This is a genomic window from Ruegeria sp. CDSA034, from assembly GCF_059612275.1.
The window spans coordinates 53,649-68,678 of record NZ_JBXWQH010000018.1; the positions used below are offsets into that span (position 1 = coordinate 53,649).

Sequence of the window (15,030 nt, forward strand, 5' to 3'; positions counted from 1 at the left end):
CGGCGTGGATTTCTTAGAGATATAGCATCACTTAAACGGTAATTTCTGCCGTGTTTCTGAGTGTCTAGACCAAAGCATGTAGAGATCTTTATTTATGCTTCGCAGCCATGTAGAGAGCGCAAGCGCAGGCGCTTTGCGTATATTTGGCATCAGGGACATTAAGCTTGATATGAAGCAAACTCCGATACACGACGCAGCGACTAAATCCGGGCGTACCCCGATAAACGACACGTCGAAGAAGACACGATCGACCTTGGAGTTTTAGCCGGCATTTTGTGGCGCGATAAGTGGATTATTGCCCTGTGCACCACAGCTGCAATTTTGTTTGGCGCGTATTACGCGTTTGTGGCCTCTGTTCCGCTATACCGGTCCACAGCCGTCGTCATATTGGAAACCGAACAGGCCAGCGTCGTTGATCTTCAAAGCGTGGTGGGCGGTCTTGCCGGAGATACGGTTGAGGTCAATTCAGAGCTCCAAGTTCTTCAGTCGCGCGGCCTGATGGCCAAGGTTGTAGACAAGCTGGACTTGGTATCGGACCCCGAGTTCAACGCCGCGCTTCAACCTGTATCCGCGCTAGACGGGGTCAAGCAGTTTATCAAATCCTTGCTTGGAGTTGGGAGCGACCGCGAACAGGTGCCCGAGGATATAGCCGAGCAGCAAATTCGGGACGGTGTGGTTTCGGCCATTCTGCAAAAGGTTTCGGTGAAAAACGTGCGGCAAAGCTTGGTCTTTACGGTCACGGTCGAGACCGAAGAGGCGCGCAAATCTGCGTTGATTGCCGACACTATTGTCGAGCTTTACATCCTGAACCAGATCGAAGTGAAGTTTGAAGCCACGGAACATGCTACTGCATGGCTGACCGTGCGCGTGGCCGAGTTGCAAGTTGAGTTAGAAACTGCCGAAGCGCAGTTCAATGATTTCAATGCAACAACAGCGTTGATCTCACCTGAAGCGCTTCAGTTACAGGAAGTTCAGCTTAAGGATTTGCGCGAACGTAGCATTTCGGCTGAAGCAACTCGCGCCTCGGCCCAGGCGCGATATGAAGCACTTGAAGCTGCTGATAGCCGCGCGGCCCAGGTCGAAGCCAGCCAGGACCCGCAGTTACAACGCATATTCTCGCAGATCAACGCATCCGACACGGGTGAGGTCGCGTTTGACACCGCCTTTGAGCGCCTGCTTGCGCGCTCTGAGCTTGAGGCGGGGCGCGCGACCCAACAAGTTCAGGCTTTGACGCAATCATCTCAGGAGTTGGGCGAGCGTATCGCGCTGCAGAATGCAGACTTGATCATGCTGCAACAACTGGGGCGCGAGGCAGAAGCGGTCCGGTTGTTGTACGAATATTTCCTGGCACGCCTGAAAGAGACAGCCGCGCAGGAAGGAATTCAGAAAGCGGATAGCAGGCAATTGTCACGCGCCGTAGTCCCCAGCGATCCATCGGAACCGCGAAAACCGGTGATCCTTGCTTTCTCAGCCATTATGGGCGTTTTGTTGGGTGCTGCTATTGTTGTGCTGAACGAAACAAGGCGCAAAGGTTATCGCACGGCGCACGAGATGGAGCGCAAAACCGGGTACAGTGTTTTGGGCCAAATCCCGGTTTTTCCCGTTCGCGGGCGCCGCAAGGTTCTGGAATATCTTGTCAACAAACCCTCTTCCGCTGCAGCCGAGGCAGTGCGTAACTTGCGCACTTCGCTGATGTTGTCCAATGTGGACCGCCCACCGCAGATTGTCGTGATGACATCTTCGTTGCCGGAAGAAGGCAAGACGACAAATTCTATGGCATTGGCGCAAAACTTTGTCGGAATCGGCAAGAAGGTGTTGCTGGTTGAAGGTGACATCCGCCGCCTGACGATGACGGCACAGTTGCAGGAAGCGCCGAAGAAGGGGATCGTTTCGGTTCTGGCTGGGGATGTAAAGGCGCAAGAGGCGATCTTTAATGACTCGCTATTGGGTTGCGATGTTTTGGCTGGCGAGAAGACTGCGGCGAATGCGGCGGATCTAATTGCTTCGGATCGATTCCGGCTCTTTTTGGAAGAGATGCGTGAGATATACGATATAATTTTGATCGACACGCCGCCGACGCTGTTGGTATCTGACGCTCGGCTGATTGCGCGCAATGCGGATGCAGTGTTGTTGACGGTCAAATGGAACGCCACCTCCGAGCAGGATGTCACCGAAGCTATGCGACTTTTCCACACTGACAACCAGCGCTTGACCGGTCTTGTTTTGGGCCAGATCAACGCTCGCAGCGCCAAGCACTACGGCTATTCATACGGCGGGTATGCCAACAAATATTACAGCAACTAACGGCCGATACCTAAGAAGAAACACAACATGGATTTGCCGGTAAACCCCTGAACGGGCTGGCTTGGGTTGTTTTTGAGGCCTTGGTGCCGACACTCATTAAACTCATGGTTCTAGCTATATTGGCCCAACACTGGTTCAGCTGCCCCACTTGTCTCTGAAGCATATTAATGCCGCAATGACTTTGGCTGTTCCTCTCACCGGGCTTTAATGGTCAACAGAACGCTGGAGCAGTTTCTGGAGATCTGGTCAGGCGAAGGCGACTGTATTGCCCAATTCAGAAGCGATACAATGAGCAATGAACCAATTTTAAGCACGGCCGACACATCACTTCAAATTCGTGCCCTCGACGTACGAAGACACGAACTGCCGTTCAGATGCCAGCAACTCTTCGAGGAAATTCAAATCGCTGTCGGTCGCAGCCAGCTTCGCCGTTTTGCCGCCACTAAAAAAAACCGATTTAAGGCCAGCACTTTTGAGCGCGTTTACAACCGAGTAAAGCCCAATGAACCGTAGTGCACGAGCACCATAACGCCCAATACGCGCGAGAACATAAGATCTGGGCGCCGTCGCCTCATTGACACGCCGCTCAGCCATATTTCCAGCGTCTTTGATCGGCAAACTTAGCCCATTCGAAAGTGTCTTTACATAACCGTCAGGATCTTCGGCAAGATCTGATTGTTGTAGAACGGTGACCCTGCTGAAATGCGCCTTCCAGATTGGAAGGTGCTTAGAATACCGACTTGCTTCGATGATCTCAGGAAACTTTTGCACGGCTTGATGCACGGGAAGCTTTGTGTAGCCACGGGCCATATGCTGGTAATGCGACCATGCCCGCTTTACCGGATCGCGCAGAGTCACAACAATCGGAATATCGCCTAATTCTTCGAAAATCTTCGGGGCGGCGGTGCCGGAGGCATGAAAGAGCGAAGGACCCACTTCGATGATTGCGACATTTTGGTCGGGGGCGAAATGCCTAAAGTGTCTTTCATACCATGCCAACCCACGGTGATGGTACCTGTCGTAGTAAAACGTCTCTTTGACGCCACTTGGAAGACAGATGTCCCTGCGACTTTCGAAATACTCGTGTATCCAGCTTGTGCCACATTTCATCGGACCCACCACAAGCGCAGTAGGTTTTGGGTTTTTAGGCGTGATCATTTTCAGGAGCCCTTTGTCTGAAAAGAGTGGTAGGCGGATCAATCGCAAGACTAGTGATCGCTGCGTGCCGCAGTGCAAGACTTGAGACAACGATGGCCAGGAATGCGGCCATGGCAGCGCCGTTCGTCCCATAGAACGGAATGAGTGCCAAATTCAGCACGATGGTAGACGCCAATGCCAGTGCAAACGACATGAGAGTACGATTCTCGTTGCCAGTCATATTGAGCAGGGGGATGACGGCGCCGTTTAGCATAGCCAAAGTATTGCCGGCCGAAAGGATCAACAGGGGGATAAGTGCAGCAACGGCATCTGTTCCAAAGAGTAAGGCTAATATCTGTTCGCCAAAGGCCGCATAAATCAGCAGCCCTGGCACCGCCACGCAAAGCGACAATACGATGCTGGTACGCAGTAGGACGACTAACTCGTCCTGGTTTCGACCTTCGCGCAGCTGCGCCATACGCGGGGCCAGCACAACATTCACCGCCTGCGATCCAAAAGCCACCAGCATTGCACCTTGCAGGGCTATTCGATAGATGCCAACCGCCGTTTCCCCGACCAAGAGCCCAAGTAGGATCAGATCTGCCTGCCTTGTCGCTACTTGCACGCCGCCGATAGCAGTAAATGGTAGGGCAGATCGTAGCCACGCACGATGTTCAATCTTCGCGTTCCCAGTAGCAGCAAGCGCGGCAGGAACTTTGTGCCAAAATAGGTAATGATTAAGCGCAGCTGACAAAGACACTGCTGCAACCATTGCTAAGGTAGCATGGGTTGCCGTCATCGCTCCGGGTAGCAATACGTTGAGGATGAGTGAAATTATGATCAGAATGACCGGACGCAGCACCGTATCGGGAAAAAGCGCTGCCACTGGCTTTCCCAAGCCGCGCAAACCGCCGGACCAGTTTCCAATCAAGGAGAACCCGGGCAACAGCAGTGTTGAAATGGCAATTGAAAACGCGAGATCACTGGCCGGGAAGAACGTTATGGCGACGAACGCAACGATTCCACCGACCACGGCGCAATAGAACGCGCTGAAAAGGAGAACCCAACGTAAAACGCCATGCAGTTTTGCTGGATCGTTTGCGGCAGCCGCTCGGGAAACCTCGCGCACGACAAGCTCTGTTACGCCGTTTTTCGTCGGAATCGCAAGCCCGGTAGCCACGGCCAGACCGAAAGAGAAAAGACCAAACTGAGCAAGACCAAGAATCCGGGTCATGACAATAGTTACAAGGATACCCATCAGCGCCGGATGTGTCGCAAACATTTGGAGCGGCCAAAGTCAGCGACTTACTGGACACACCTATCCTACGATCTCGGCGAATAGCTGGAAGCCAGACGTCGTATTGCTGGGGAATTGCCGCTTCCGGATCATGTTGGCGACCTCTATGCCGTCCAAAGTAGCTGATGCGGAACTGAACGATTTGAACCCACACATGTGCCGTACGCGACGCTTGATAAATCGATGATCTTGTTCGATCAGGTTATTCAGATACTTGGACCTGACCGTTTGGATTTTGGCTAGGCAGCCGAACCGCTTCAGGATCCTGTTCACCTCTCGAATGCCTGCCGCATTAGCACCGCTTTTGTCGATGACGATCTTGCTCGGGATTCCATTTGACGACAGCGCTTTGGCAAAGAAACTGGCTGCTGCTGGACGGTTCCTGCGCTCGGACAGCATGAAATCAAGAGTATTCCCAGCTTTATCGACGGCCCGATAGAGGTACATCCATTTGCCGCGAACACGAATATAGGTCTCATCCATGCGCCATGAACTCAGCGTTTGACGCTTCTTTGATTGCGCACGAGCTGCGACGATCGGCGAGTATTTCACAACCCACCTATTCAATGTGGCATGGTCCACTCGCACACCGCGCTCAGCCATGATCGCTTCCAAATCCCGATAGGACACAGTGTACCGCAGATAGAAGTAAACAGCGTACAAAACTGCATCCTTGGGGAAATGACAGCCCTTCAATGAGATCATGCTCAAACAACCTGTTAAAAAAACTATTCGACGAGAACAAACGTTGGAACCTGCGGGCTCGTCAATCCAGACAAAAAGTTTGCGACACATCCCAGTTGGAGTATGAGTTGCGCCAACTCAACGCCTCGCTGCCCAGCAATGACAAGGCGCGCCTGCGCTGGTCTGGCGACAACCGCATTAGCATTACACCTTTCACCCCGGCACCAGAACCAAAAGGATTGATCGGCCTTAAATCAGAGATTAGTCGACGGTGGCCCATGACCGGGCTGCTGGATGCGCTGAAGGAAACCGCGCTGGACACAGGCTTTCTGGGAGCATTTGAAACGTCGGCCAGCCGGGAAGCACTGCCGCGTAATATTCGGGATCAACGCCTGCTGCTTTGCCTCTACGGCCTGGGCACCAATGCCGGTTTGAAACGTGTAGCTGCTGGCACGCCGGAAATCAGCTATGATGAGCTGTTGCATATCCGTCGCCGCTACGTCGATCCCGCGTCTCTTCGGGCAGCGGCGGCCAAGGTTGCAGATGCCACGTTGGCGGTTCGCAATCCGTCAGTTTGGGGCAATGCGGGAACCGCCTGCGCGGCGGATTCCACCAAGTTCGGAGCCTGGGATCGCAATCTGATGACCGAATGGCACGCACGCTATGGCGGGCGCGGTGTCATGATCTATTGGCATGTAGAACGGCAGGCAACTTGTATTTATTCCCAGCTGAAACGCTGCTCATCATCCGAAGTGGCCGCGATGATCGAAGGGGTTCTGCGCCATTGCACCGACATGGAGATCCAGCGCCAGTATGTTGATAGCCACGGCCAAAGTGCCATCGGCTTCGCCTTCTGTCATCTTCTTGGATTCGAACTGGCCCCGCGTCTGAAGGCCATCGCCCGACAAAAGCTGGCCTTACCGAATTCCGCAATGCGGGGACAACTGCCCAACCTGCTACCGATCCTGTCCGGCACTGTTGACTGGGCCGAGATCGAAAGACAGTACGACGAAATGGTCAAATACGCTTCGGCCATGCAGCACGGCACGGCCGATCCGGAAGCCATCCTGCGTCGTTTCGCCCGCGCTGATGTGATGCATCCAACTTATAAGGCTCTCGCTGAGCTCGGGCGAGCGATCAAGACCATCTTTCTATGTCGTTATCTTCGATCCGAGGATTTCCGCCGCGAGATTCATGAAGGGCTGAATGTGGTGGAGAACTGGAACAGCGCCAATGGTTTCGTGTTCTTTGGCAAAGGCGGCGAGATTTCCAGCAACCGGATTGCCGATCAGGAAATCTCCGCCCATGCTTTGCATCTGCTTCAGGCATCCCTTGTCTATGTAAACACGCGCATGGTGCAATCCGTGTTGTCAGAACCGGGATGGGCAACCCGCCTGTCTGAGCGGGATTACCACGGTCTCACGCCACTGATCTATTCCCACATCAATCCCTATGGCCGGTTCGATGTTGACCTACACAAGCGGATCGACTTCGGAGCAATGGCCGCCTGATCCGTGCGTCACAAAAGGGTACACCCGCAGGAGACAGGGTGATGTGGCACGCCAAGATGTCACAAATGAGTAGTCAACAGCATATTGTTACATTATCAGAGTGGGAACCACCCTAATGTGACAATTTGCTATGCCCAAGATTGGATATGCTCGCGTCAGCTCATCAAGCCAGGATCTTGATATCCAGAAAGCCACGCTGAGAGCAGCAGGCTGTGAGATCGTTCGATCCGAAACAGTCTCTGGTGCTTCCCGTGATGACCGTTCTGAATTGGCTACAGTGATAGAATTTCTGCGCGAAGGGGATGAGCTGGTTGTGCATCGCCTAGATCGCCTCGGTCGTTCCACGCGTGACGTGCTGAACTTGGTATATGAGCTGGACGCCAAGGGCGCATCACTTCGTGTTCTTGAACCGGACGTAACCACCGCCGGAGATATGGGTCGCATGGTCATCACCGTTCTCGGTATGGTCGCCGATATGGAGCTGAAGTTTATCCGCGACCGTCAGCGTGCTGGGATCGACACCGCCAAAGGTAAAGGTGTCTACAAGGGGCGGCGGAAATCCGTAGATGATGAGGAAATCCGGCGATTGGCGAGCGAGGGCACCGCAAAAGCCCAGATCGCGCGTGAACTAGGGATTTCAAGAATGACCGTATACCGGGCGCTTGCTGATACAGACGTCTGAACCAGCCCTTCGCGTTTCGCGCGGTGGAAGTCTTCGGATCGAAGATACCGGCCAAGGAAGTTGGATTTGACGCAAGAGTTATACGATGCGGCAAACGAGATTTCGGAAGGGGTCAACTTGAGCGACAAAACCGTGTTCCTTCAGGGTGATTCAACAGACCTTTCTTTTCCCGACAGCCATTTCGATGGTGCGGTTCCAGTTCACGTCGCTATGAACGTCCCGGAAAAGGCTACGGTCTATGCCGAGGCGCGACGTTTTCTCAAATCCGGCGCAAGGTTTAGAATTTATGACATTTTGCAGGGAGAAGGCGGTGAGTTTTGTATCCGGCACCTTAGGCTTCAGAACCTTCGATCAGTCATCTCGCGACACCCGAGGAAATGTCCACGCATCTATTGACCGCTGGTTTCAAAATTCTGAGTGAAGCGGACTGAACTTTGGAAAGTCACAGCTGGCTCAAGGAAAGAGCCGAAGCACCGAAGTCTGACAAACGACTTCTGGTGACGATCCAGCTATTGTTCGGAGCCGTTCGCGGGGAAATGACAAAGAACCAACTCCGGGGCTTCATGAATGCCGGATGCTAACCTGTTCCTTAATTTGTGAAGCCTAATCAACCGTTTCCGCATTGTCTGTTTCTCAGAAACTGAAAAACCTGCTGGTGAATATCCTGCGTGGATGGCTCCTGCATAGCCAGACATTGATCCACGTGGTCATTGCGTCCACGCTTCAATGGCGTAGTCTCTTTTCACCCGAATTGGCGTAGTTGTCCCATGATAGACAATCATCAAAGCCTGCCCCAAGAGCCCGCCGATAGAATAACAAAACCCTTCGCACGCTTCCTAGAGATCCAAGCGGCCGCGAGTGGGCTCCTGTTCCTGGCTGTTCTGCTGGCTTTGGCGCTGGCAAACTCGCCTTGGCAAGAAGGCTTCCTGGGCTTCTGGAAGACCCCTATTGGCCTGACATTCGGTTCGTTCGATTTCACCCGCTCGCTGCGACACTGGATCAACGACGGGCTGATGACCCTCTTCTTTTTCGTGCTTTCTCTGGAGCTCAAGCGCGAGATCGTACTGGGCGAATTGCAAAACCCGCGACAGGCCGCCCTGCCGTTCGCGGGCGCTTTGGGCGGCATGGTGGTGCCGGTCGCGCTCTATCATTTGTTGATGTCCGGGCAGCCCGGGGCGCACGGCTGGGGAACCGTGATGGCAACCGATACGGCGTTCGTGATTGGGTGCCTGGCGCTTTTCGGAAGGCGGATCCCGTCCACCTTGCGTCTGTTCCTTCTTTCTCTGGCCATTTTTGACGATATCGGCGCAATTCTCGTAGTCGCCTTCGGTTACGGGGAAGCGTTGAACTGGTCGGCGCTCGGTTTGGGTCTGCTGGGAATTGGTATCGTCGCAGGCGCCTCGCGCGTCGGGATCAGAAGTGTCCCGGTTTATTTTCTGCTCGGTGCGGCAGTCTGGCTATGCATCGACGCCTCCGGCGTTCACGCGACCATCGCAGGGGTCATTCTGGGCCTTATGACGCCGACGCGCATATGGGTAAGCGATGCCCGGCTGCATGCAATCCTTGGGCGCCTACGCGCCGTTCCGGCCGGCTATCGGCAGCAGGGAGGTACCGCAACCCGCCATAACCTGCGTCAAGCAAGCAGAGCGGTCACGGAGGCACTCTCGCCAGTCGAACGGCTCGAGACAATGCTGCACCCTTGGGTCGGCTTTGCAATCATGCCGATCTTCGCGCTGGCAAATGCCGGCATCACGGTTCAGGGTGCCGATTTCGAACAACCGGTCTCCTTAGCGATAATTGTCGGCCTGGTGTTAGGAAAACCGATCGGCGTCTTCGGGTTCAGCTGGCTAGCTGTCCGATTGGGCCTGGCAGTGTTAGCGCCGGGCCTGTCGGGGCCGTTAATTCTGGCCGGCTCGTTTCTAACTGGTATCGGTTTCACGATGTCGCTGTTCATAGCGGGTTTGGCCTTCGATCCGGCGACGCTGAATGCCGCAAAGCTTGGAATTCTCTCAGGATCAGCTATTGCCGCAACGGTCGGGATCCTCATGCTGCTCCTGCTGACAATTCATGCAGCGCGCGCAAAATGCGCTACAAGTACCGCAGATCAAGACCGGATACCCTAGAATGGGAAGAATACCGGGATCACCCCGACCACGGCTGCGCCGACGATAAGATTCATCGGAACGCCGATCCTGAGGAAGTCGGAAAACCTGTAGTTCCCTGCGCCATATACCAATGTGTTGGTCTGATAGCCGACCGGAGTGGCGAAACTTGCACTTGCGCCAAACATCACAGCGACGACGAACGGCTTTGCGTCGACACCGAGTTGTTCCGCAACACCGATCGCGAGAGGTGTAACGACGACGGCAACGGCGTTGTTGGTAACCGCCTCGGTGAGCGCCGAAGACAGTATGTAGATCGCAGCGAGCGTAACAATTAGGGGCAACTCTACGAGAGTCGGCACCAATGTCTCCACGATCAGGTTGACAGCTCCTGCATTCTGCATACCGCTTCCGACGATTAGCATGGAAAAGATCAGCACAAGGACGCTGGCGTCGATGGACGCCCAGGCTTCGCCGCTGTCGATGCACCGGAGCACGAGGATGGCAGCGACCGCGACAAGGGCAAGCACGCTGATCTCGGCGAACCCGGCTGCGGCGAGCGCCACAACCGCGAAAAGCGCGAACAGAGCTAGCGGCGCTTTCCCGCGGCGGAAGGCGCGCCCCCCGGCATCTGTGATCGCGGCAAGATCGCCCGCCTCGGTCATTCGGGCAAAGCCTTCAGGCGTTCCTTCCAAAAGCAGTGTATCGGCGGGGCGCAAAAGCGCCGTCGACAGGTCGGGTCCAAGCACTTCCCCATGTCGGTGGGCGCCAAGAACACGCATGCCGTATCGGTGCCCCATGGCAAGCTGGGCAATGCGCACTCCGCGGCTTCGGCGTGAAAGCGTCACGATAGCTTCGGCGACGATCAGCTCCGAGGTGTTTTCGGCCTCTGGCCCCTGGCGCAACCCGACTTCGATCCCTTCAAGTTTCCTGAGGGTGAGCAGTTCTGATGTCGCAACCTTGGCAATGATCCTGTCGCCCGGTTCGAGTATGTGTTCACTCAATCCCTCTCTCTTGACTCCAGACCGCGCACGGATGCCGACGATTTCAACACCTCTTCGGCTGAGGGCGGCGATTTCATGAATCGTTCGACCAATATTCGGGTAGTCCTCTTGCGGGCGTACCTCGGTCAAAAAAGTCGCTTTATCGTCGCCGCCCTGTTCCGCAATATCCTTTCGGTCCGGCAGTAGGACAGGTCCAAGCAGGAGGAGCGCCACACCGCCTGTGGCCGCGGCCACCAGACCGACCGGTGTGATCTCGAAAATTGAAAACGGTTCCAAGCCAGACGCCTGGGAAACGCCGTCCACCAGAAGGTTGGTCGACGTGCCGATCAGAGTACACGTCCCGCCCAGGACGGACATGTAGGATAGCGGAATCAACAGGCGTGTCGCGGCAAAGCCCAGGCTCTGCGCCAAACGAATGGCCACCGGTATGAGGACGATGACGACCGGCGTGTTGTTAATCAGACCCGAGGCGACTAGCGTCGCGATGAGAAACGCCGCTATACCGGCGACCGGGCGCTTGCTCCCTGCGGCGACAACCTTGTTCGCAAGTGCGTCGAGAAACCCGGTTCGGACCAGCGCGCCGCTGATTACGAACATCGCGGCGATCGTTATGGGTGCAGGGTTCGAAAACACTGCCAGAACTTCATTCGTGGGGACAAACCCCAATACGACAAACAGCGCGGCGGCCCCCGCAGCGGTTACGTCCGGTTCGAAGCGCTCGGAAAGAAATGCTGCGAACAGAAGGATGACAATTGCGAGCGCAAGATAGGGTTCATAGTCGGCCATGAGCTCAATCTGTCCGCCCTCCTTCATTCATACCTTTGCCGCTGACGATATGCCGGTCGCAGCATCCACCTTCCTGAATAGAGCGACAACTGAATAATCAGCCCAATTGTCCCGACAATACTGGCTCAGAAAGAAACCCTACTGACGCAGATGTGGCCGTCCGTGGAGCAACAAATGTCCTATTGAGGTGCTCCCAGTTTCCTATCCAACGCACCAATTCACTGACCAGTGGCAATATTACGCAAGGCTCAGGTGGGAAGTGCCCGGGCCTCTGCAAACGACAGCAATCTGCGGCTTTTCTCATCCCAAAGGTGCAGTCGCGCGCAGCGGAAGCTTTCCCAAAGCGTAATGCGTCTGGTCTGTGCCAGGACGTCGTGATCCTTGACCACGTCGTGTAAACGGTAAAACGGGATGCGGCTGGCCAGGTGATGCACATGGTGGACTCCGATGTTCCCGGTGATCCAGCGCAGGATGCCGGGCAGAGCGTAGTGCGAACTGCCGTGAAGGGACGCGTCCCGGATGTTCCAGTCTTCCTCGTGCCGCCAGCTGGTTTCCTCAAACTGATGCTGCACGTAGAAAAACCACATGCCGGCTATTGCGGCCAGAAGCATCGTCGGCAGGAAGACGAACAGCATTACCTCCCAACCGCCCAGCAAGACAATCACTGTCAGAGTGAGGCCTATGGCAACATTTGTCGCCATCGCACTCAACCAGTAGCGCCAGCCGGACCGCATCAGGTGTACTGGCAGCCGGTTGTGCAGGAAGAACGTGTAGAACGGCACCACCCCGAACAGGAAAACCGGATGGCGTAACAGGCGGTAAAGCGTACGATCGGGCCATCCCTTCCCGCGGTACTCCCTGACTGTCAGCACCGGCAGGTCTCCGATGCCCCGCCGGTCCAGGTTTCCGCTCGTGGCGTGGTGGATCGCGTGGGTCTTGCGCCAGACGTCGTAGGGTGTCAGCGTGATAACGCCGATCACGCGACCGATCCAATCGCACAGACGCCGGTCGCGGAACAGGGAACCATGCCCGCAGTCGTGCTGGATTATGAACAGCCGGAGCAGGAAGGCTGCATTCGCCAACGCGAGAGCCAGTGCCAACGCGGTGCTGATCGAGAGCACCCACCAGGCAACCGCCCATATTGCCACGAAAGGCGCGAGCGTGACCGTCAGTTCGAAAATACTGCGAGAGGGGATTGGCTGCCGGTACTTCATCAGGGTTCGTGTCCAGTCTGATGCGGTCAGCCGCGCCTCTTCCTGTCTTGGACCGGTTACACCGGAGGGGTATCCCGCGCTGGGTGCCCCGCCCGTGACGGGCAAGGGTCCTGGCTGGACCCGCGCTTGCCGCGCGGTCGAGGCAGATCCGGCAGTCTGCATGTCGGTTTGGATGCTACCGTCTTGGTGGCCCATGCTACCCGGCATGTCCTGCTGGTCGGGCTGTTGGCCCCGTGCGTTATTCGAGTTGGACGAAAACGGCATGGGCGATATCTATCTCGCTGAAATTATGTGTCATCCCGGCGGCCTCCGAACGGAGTTCCCGCTAGCAATGATCCGGTTGATGAGAACCGCCACGGACCGATGCGCCTCTATCTCTCCATCAGTTACAGCCGCGGTTTCATGCGTCTTTGCAGCATCGCGAAGGATACCCATGATCTCACGTTCTGCGAGAAGCTTGTGATCGTTCATCGCCAGCAGCATCGACTCGCAGATTGCGAGGGCCGCCATTCCCGAGAAGTCCTGTTCGCTACGCATTTTGTGACTTCCTTCCAGGTAACGGTTAAAGTAACGCGCGACCGGGCGGCCTCGCTTATCACAAGCATCTTCGCAGAAAAAAGGCTATGTTGGGCTAACCGAAAGCAGTCTCTGCACGATTGCGCCTGGAGCTTTTCCGGCTTGTGAGGCCCCGATGACGGATATCTTTGAAAGCCCGCTGACACGGAAGCTGCAAGTCTTCGTCGCCTTGTCTGACGATGAATTGGACGTTTTGAAGCGTTTGCATCTGCGCCGCCGTTCCTTCACCGCGGGGCGTGATCTTGTGCATCAGGGGCAGTCGGATCAGGCCGCTTACATTCTGGCCGCTGGTTGGGTGTGTTCCTACAAGCTTCAGCCGGATGGAACCCGACAGATCGTAGACTTCCAGATACCAGGGGATTTTCTTGGATTGCGCAGCGTCCTTCTGCGCACCTCCGACCACAGTTTCGAACCGGTCACGGACATTCAGGCGGTGGAGGTTCTGGGGGGCGACCTTCTGGAAGCATTCGAGAAAACGCCTCGCCTGGCGGCAGCCGTTCTCTGGGCAGCATCACGGGACGAAGCCATGGTCGTCGAACACCTCGTTGGGGTTGGCCGACGCGCCGCAGATTCGCGCATGGCGCATTTCTTCTTGGAACTGGCGGAACGGCTGAGGTTGGTCGGAATGGGGAGCAAGAAAGGATTCGCTTGCCCTTTGACGCAGTACCATCTTGCTGATGCACTCGGCTTAAGCGCCATCCATGTGAACCGTGTTTTGAGGCAGCTTCGCGAAAAACGGCTGCTGACCTTTCAGGACGGCCGCGTGACGTTCGACGACTATGACGGATTGGTGGCCATTTCAGGTTTCGATACGGCGTATCTGGATCAGACCGGCTCACTTTTGAAATGAAGGAGGCCGCCCTTCGCTAAACTTGGGCGGCCTGATTTTCTTCTAAGACGAGATAAGTCAGTAATAAGACGAGATAAGTCAGATAATCTCTTCTGCAGCCGCGTTGAGTTCCCTGTCCGTCTCGTCGTAGTTATTCGCCTCGTGCGCTTTCTCGGCAGCCTGGTAGTGTTCCAGCGCCCGATCCTTTCTGGGACCGGCAGGTGCTTTGTCACAAGCTGCTTTGACCGAGGTCATCTTCTCGGTGACATTGGTTTGTTCAGGCGTCATTAGAATGTCCTTTCCTGGACATTCCGAGAATAGGAAACGCTGGGCAATGCGGCTCGTTTCAAGAACCGCACGCTTCACGCGCTTCTATTTTGCTCGGAAATGAGTGCCGCCGGAGATTCGGCAGGCACGAAGCCATGTACTCATCTTCTCCGCCCCGCAATACTGACGCAGGTTAGCTTGGGATAAAGCCACACCGCGTGGGTAATGATCTGAGGGGGAAATCGGTGACGCTTGTAGCTGATGGATGTTGAATTCATCAATGTCACCTACGTCCAAATCATATCATCGGCAACCGAACGACGGTTAACGTGACGACACCGTTCAGACCTACCGGATTTTCATAATTTCTTGGGGTCAGACTTGACCTGTTCCGGGCCGATGAAGGCAGGTTTGAGTTTGGGTTCGACTTCTGAGTCTTCAGCAGCCTTCGAATTCAGCAACGCTGCCGCTCTGATCGTCAGATCCTTGAAAGACACGCTTTTTCCTTTGATTGCCAACAAGTATTTCGAACTCGCGATGGAACATAAAATTCACTTGTGGCTAGTGCACATATAGGTGTTGGAGACCCGATTTACTATGGGCTACCAAGAGATCGGTTCCTCTATCGTGATTTGAT

The 15,030-nt window shown here is 55.3% G+C and carries 13 protein-coding genes and 1 pseudogene; 6 read left to right on the forward strand and 8 right to left on the reverse strand.

The window, feature by feature from the left end; genetic code table 11:
• The first annotated feature begins 273 nt into the window (after positions 1-273).
• Positions 274-2,304: a polysaccharide biosynthesis tyrosine autokinase gene (locus AC2FLJ_RS21320; protein ID WP_496707530.1), complete on the forward strand. Its 2,031-nt coding sequence runs from the start codon at positions 274-276 to the stop codon at positions 2,302-2,304.
• Positions 2,305-2,628: 324 nt separating this feature from the next.
• Here AC2FLJ_RS21320 and AC2FLJ_RS21325 read toward each other — a convergent pair whose 3' ends face one another.
• The 3 genes from AC2FLJ_RS21325 to AC2FLJ_RS21335 are packed head-to-tail and all read right to left on the reverse strand — an operon-like array spanning position 2,629 to position 5,443.
• A complete protein-coding gene (locus AC2FLJ_RS21325; RefSeq protein ID WP_496699203.1) occupies positions 2,629-3,462 on the reverse strand; it encodes a sulfotransferase domain-containing protein in 834 nt (277 codons plus the stop codon).
• Positions 3,449-4,723, reverse strand: a complete 1,275-nt coding sequence (locus AC2FLJ_RS21330; protein WP_496707532.1) for an oligosaccharide flippase family protein — start codon at positions 4,721-4,723, stop codon at positions 3,449-3,451. The genes AC2FLJ_RS21325 and AC2FLJ_RS21330 overlap by 14 nt, the downstream gene beginning before the upstream one ends.
• Before the next feature lie 36 nt (positions 4,724-4,759).
• The gene (locus AC2FLJ_RS21335) at positions 4,760-5,443 is read right to left on the reverse strand and encodes an IS6 family transposase (protein WP_496707534.1); all 684 of its coding nucleotides are present in this window, start codon (positions 5,441-5,443) and stop codon (positions 4,760-4,762) included.
• A gap of 92 nt (positions 5,444-5,535) precedes the next feature.
• Between AC2FLJ_RS21335 and AC2FLJ_RS21340 the strand changes: the two are divergent.
• The 4 genes and pseudogenes from AC2FLJ_RS21340 to nhaA all read left to right on the forward strand — a co-directional run.
• Positions 5,536-6,933: pseudogene (locus AC2FLJ_RS21340) on the forward strand (Tn3 family transposase); the annotation flags it as partial.
• 130 nt (positions 6,934-7,063) lie between these two features.
• Positions 7,064-7,615 (forward strand): recombinase family protein, encoded by a 552-nt coding sequence (locus AC2FLJ_RS21345; RefSeq protein WP_299665490.1) that lies wholly within the window; start codon positions 7,064-7,066, stop codon positions 7,613-7,615.
• Positions 7,616-7,681: 66 nt separating this feature from the next.
• A complete protein-coding gene (locus AC2FLJ_RS21350) occupies positions 7,682-8,011 on the forward strand; it encodes a class I SAM-dependent methyltransferase (RefSeq protein ID WP_496707536.1) in 330 nt (109 codons plus the stop codon).
• 371 nt (positions 8,012-8,382) lie between these two features.
• A complete protein-coding gene (gene nhaA, locus AC2FLJ_RS21355) occupies positions 8,383-9,738 on the forward strand; it encodes a Na+/H+ antiporter NhaA (protein ID WP_282121140.1) in 1,356 nt (451 codons plus the stop codon).
• On the opposite strand, the gene AC2FLJ_RS21360 is transcribed toward nhaA, so the two are convergent.
• The 3 genes from AC2FLJ_RS21360 to AC2FLJ_RS21370 all read right to left on the reverse strand — a co-directional run bounded on the left by AC2FLJ_RS21360 (position 9,735) and on the right by AC2FLJ_RS21370 (position 13,258).
• Positions 9,735-11,507 carry an SLC13 family permease gene (locus tag AC2FLJ_RS21360; RefSeq protein ID WP_496707538.1) on the reverse strand — a complete coding sequence of 591 codons (1,773 nt, stop codon included), beginning with the start codon at positions 11,505-11,507 and terminating at the stop codon, positions 9,735-9,737. The genes nhaA and AC2FLJ_RS21360 overlap by 4 nt on opposite strands.
• 248 nt (positions 11,508-11,755) lie before the next feature.
• Positions 11,756-12,985, reverse strand: coding sequence for a fatty acid desaturase (locus tag AC2FLJ_RS21365; protein WP_496707540.1), 1,230 nt, complete (start codon positions 12,983-12,985; stop codon positions 11,756-11,758).
• Between the two features lie 30 nt (positions 12,986-13,015).
• Complete coding sequence (locus AC2FLJ_RS21370) at positions 13,016-13,258, reverse strand: hypothetical protein (protein WP_282121138.1); 243 nt, start codon at positions 13,256-13,258, stop codon at positions 13,016-13,018.
• A 154-nt stretch (positions 13,259-13,412) separates the two neighbouring features.
• Here AC2FLJ_RS21370 and AC2FLJ_RS21375 point away from each other — a divergent pair, with 154 nt between their 5' ends.
• Positions 13,413-14,147, forward strand: a complete 735-nt coding sequence (locus AC2FLJ_RS21375; protein WP_496707542.1) for a Crp/Fnr family transcriptional regulator — start codon at positions 13,413-13,415, stop codon at positions 14,145-14,147.
• A 78-nt stretch (positions 14,148-14,225) separates the two neighbouring features.
• Here the strand turns inward: AC2FLJ_RS21375 and AC2FLJ_RS21380 are convergent, their stop codons facing one another.
• Positions 14,226-14,414, reverse strand: a complete 189-nt coding sequence (locus tag AC2FLJ_RS21380) for a hypothetical protein (RefSeq protein WP_113788272.1) — start codon at positions 14,412-14,414, stop codon at positions 14,226-14,228.
• 338 nt (positions 14,415-14,752) lie between these two features.
• A complete protein-coding gene (locus AC2FLJ_RS21385) occupies positions 14,753-14,890 on the reverse strand; it encodes a hypothetical protein (protein ID WP_282121136.1) in 138 nt (45 codons plus the stop codon).
• Between the last annotated feature and the right edge of the window lie 140 nt (positions 14,891-15,030).

Excerpts from the sequence above, each read along its gene's own strand:
- AC2FLJ_RS21360 (WP_496707538.1), bottom strand. The coding sequence starts at position 11,507 with ATGGCCGACTATGAACCCTATCTTGCGCTCGCAATTGTCATCCTTCTG.
- AC2FLJ_RS21335 (WP_496707534.1), bottom strand. The coding sequence starts at position 5,443 with ATGATCTCATTGAAGGGCTGTCATTTCCCCAAGGATGCAGTTTTGTAC.
- nhaA (WP_282121140.1), top strand. The coding sequence starts at position 8,383 with ATGATAGACAATCATCAAAGCCTGCCCCAAGAGCCCGCCGATAGAATA.
- AC2FLJ_RS21365 (WP_496707540.1), bottom strand. The coding sequence starts at position 12,985 with ATGCCGTTTTCGTCCAACTCGAATAACGCACGGGGCCAACAGCCCGAC.
- AC2FLJ_RS21375 (WP_496707542.1), top strand. The coding sequence starts at position 13,413 with ATGACGGATATCTTTGAAAGCCCGCTGACACGGAAGCTGCAAGTCTTC.
- AC2FLJ_RS21325 (WP_496699203.1), bottom strand. The coding sequence starts at position 3,462 with ATGATCACGCCTAAAAACCCAAAACCTACTGCGCTTGTGGTGGGTCCG.
- AC2FLJ_RS21380 (WP_113788272.1), bottom strand. The coding sequence starts at position 14,414 with ATGACGCCTGAACAAACCAATGTCACCGAGAAGATGACCTCGGTCAAA.
- AC2FLJ_RS21345 (WP_299665490.1), top strand. The coding sequence starts at position 7,064 with ATGCCCAAGATTGGATATGCTCGCGTCAGCTCATCAAGCCAGGATCTT.
- AC2FLJ_RS21330 (WP_496707532.1), bottom strand. The coding sequence starts at position 4,723 with ATGTTTGCGACACATCCGGCGCTGATGGGTATCCTTGTAACTATTGTC.
- AC2FLJ_RS21370 (WP_282121138.1), bottom strand. The coding sequence starts at position 13,258 with ATGCGTAGCGAACAGGACTTCTCGGGAATGGCGGCCCTCGCAATCTGC.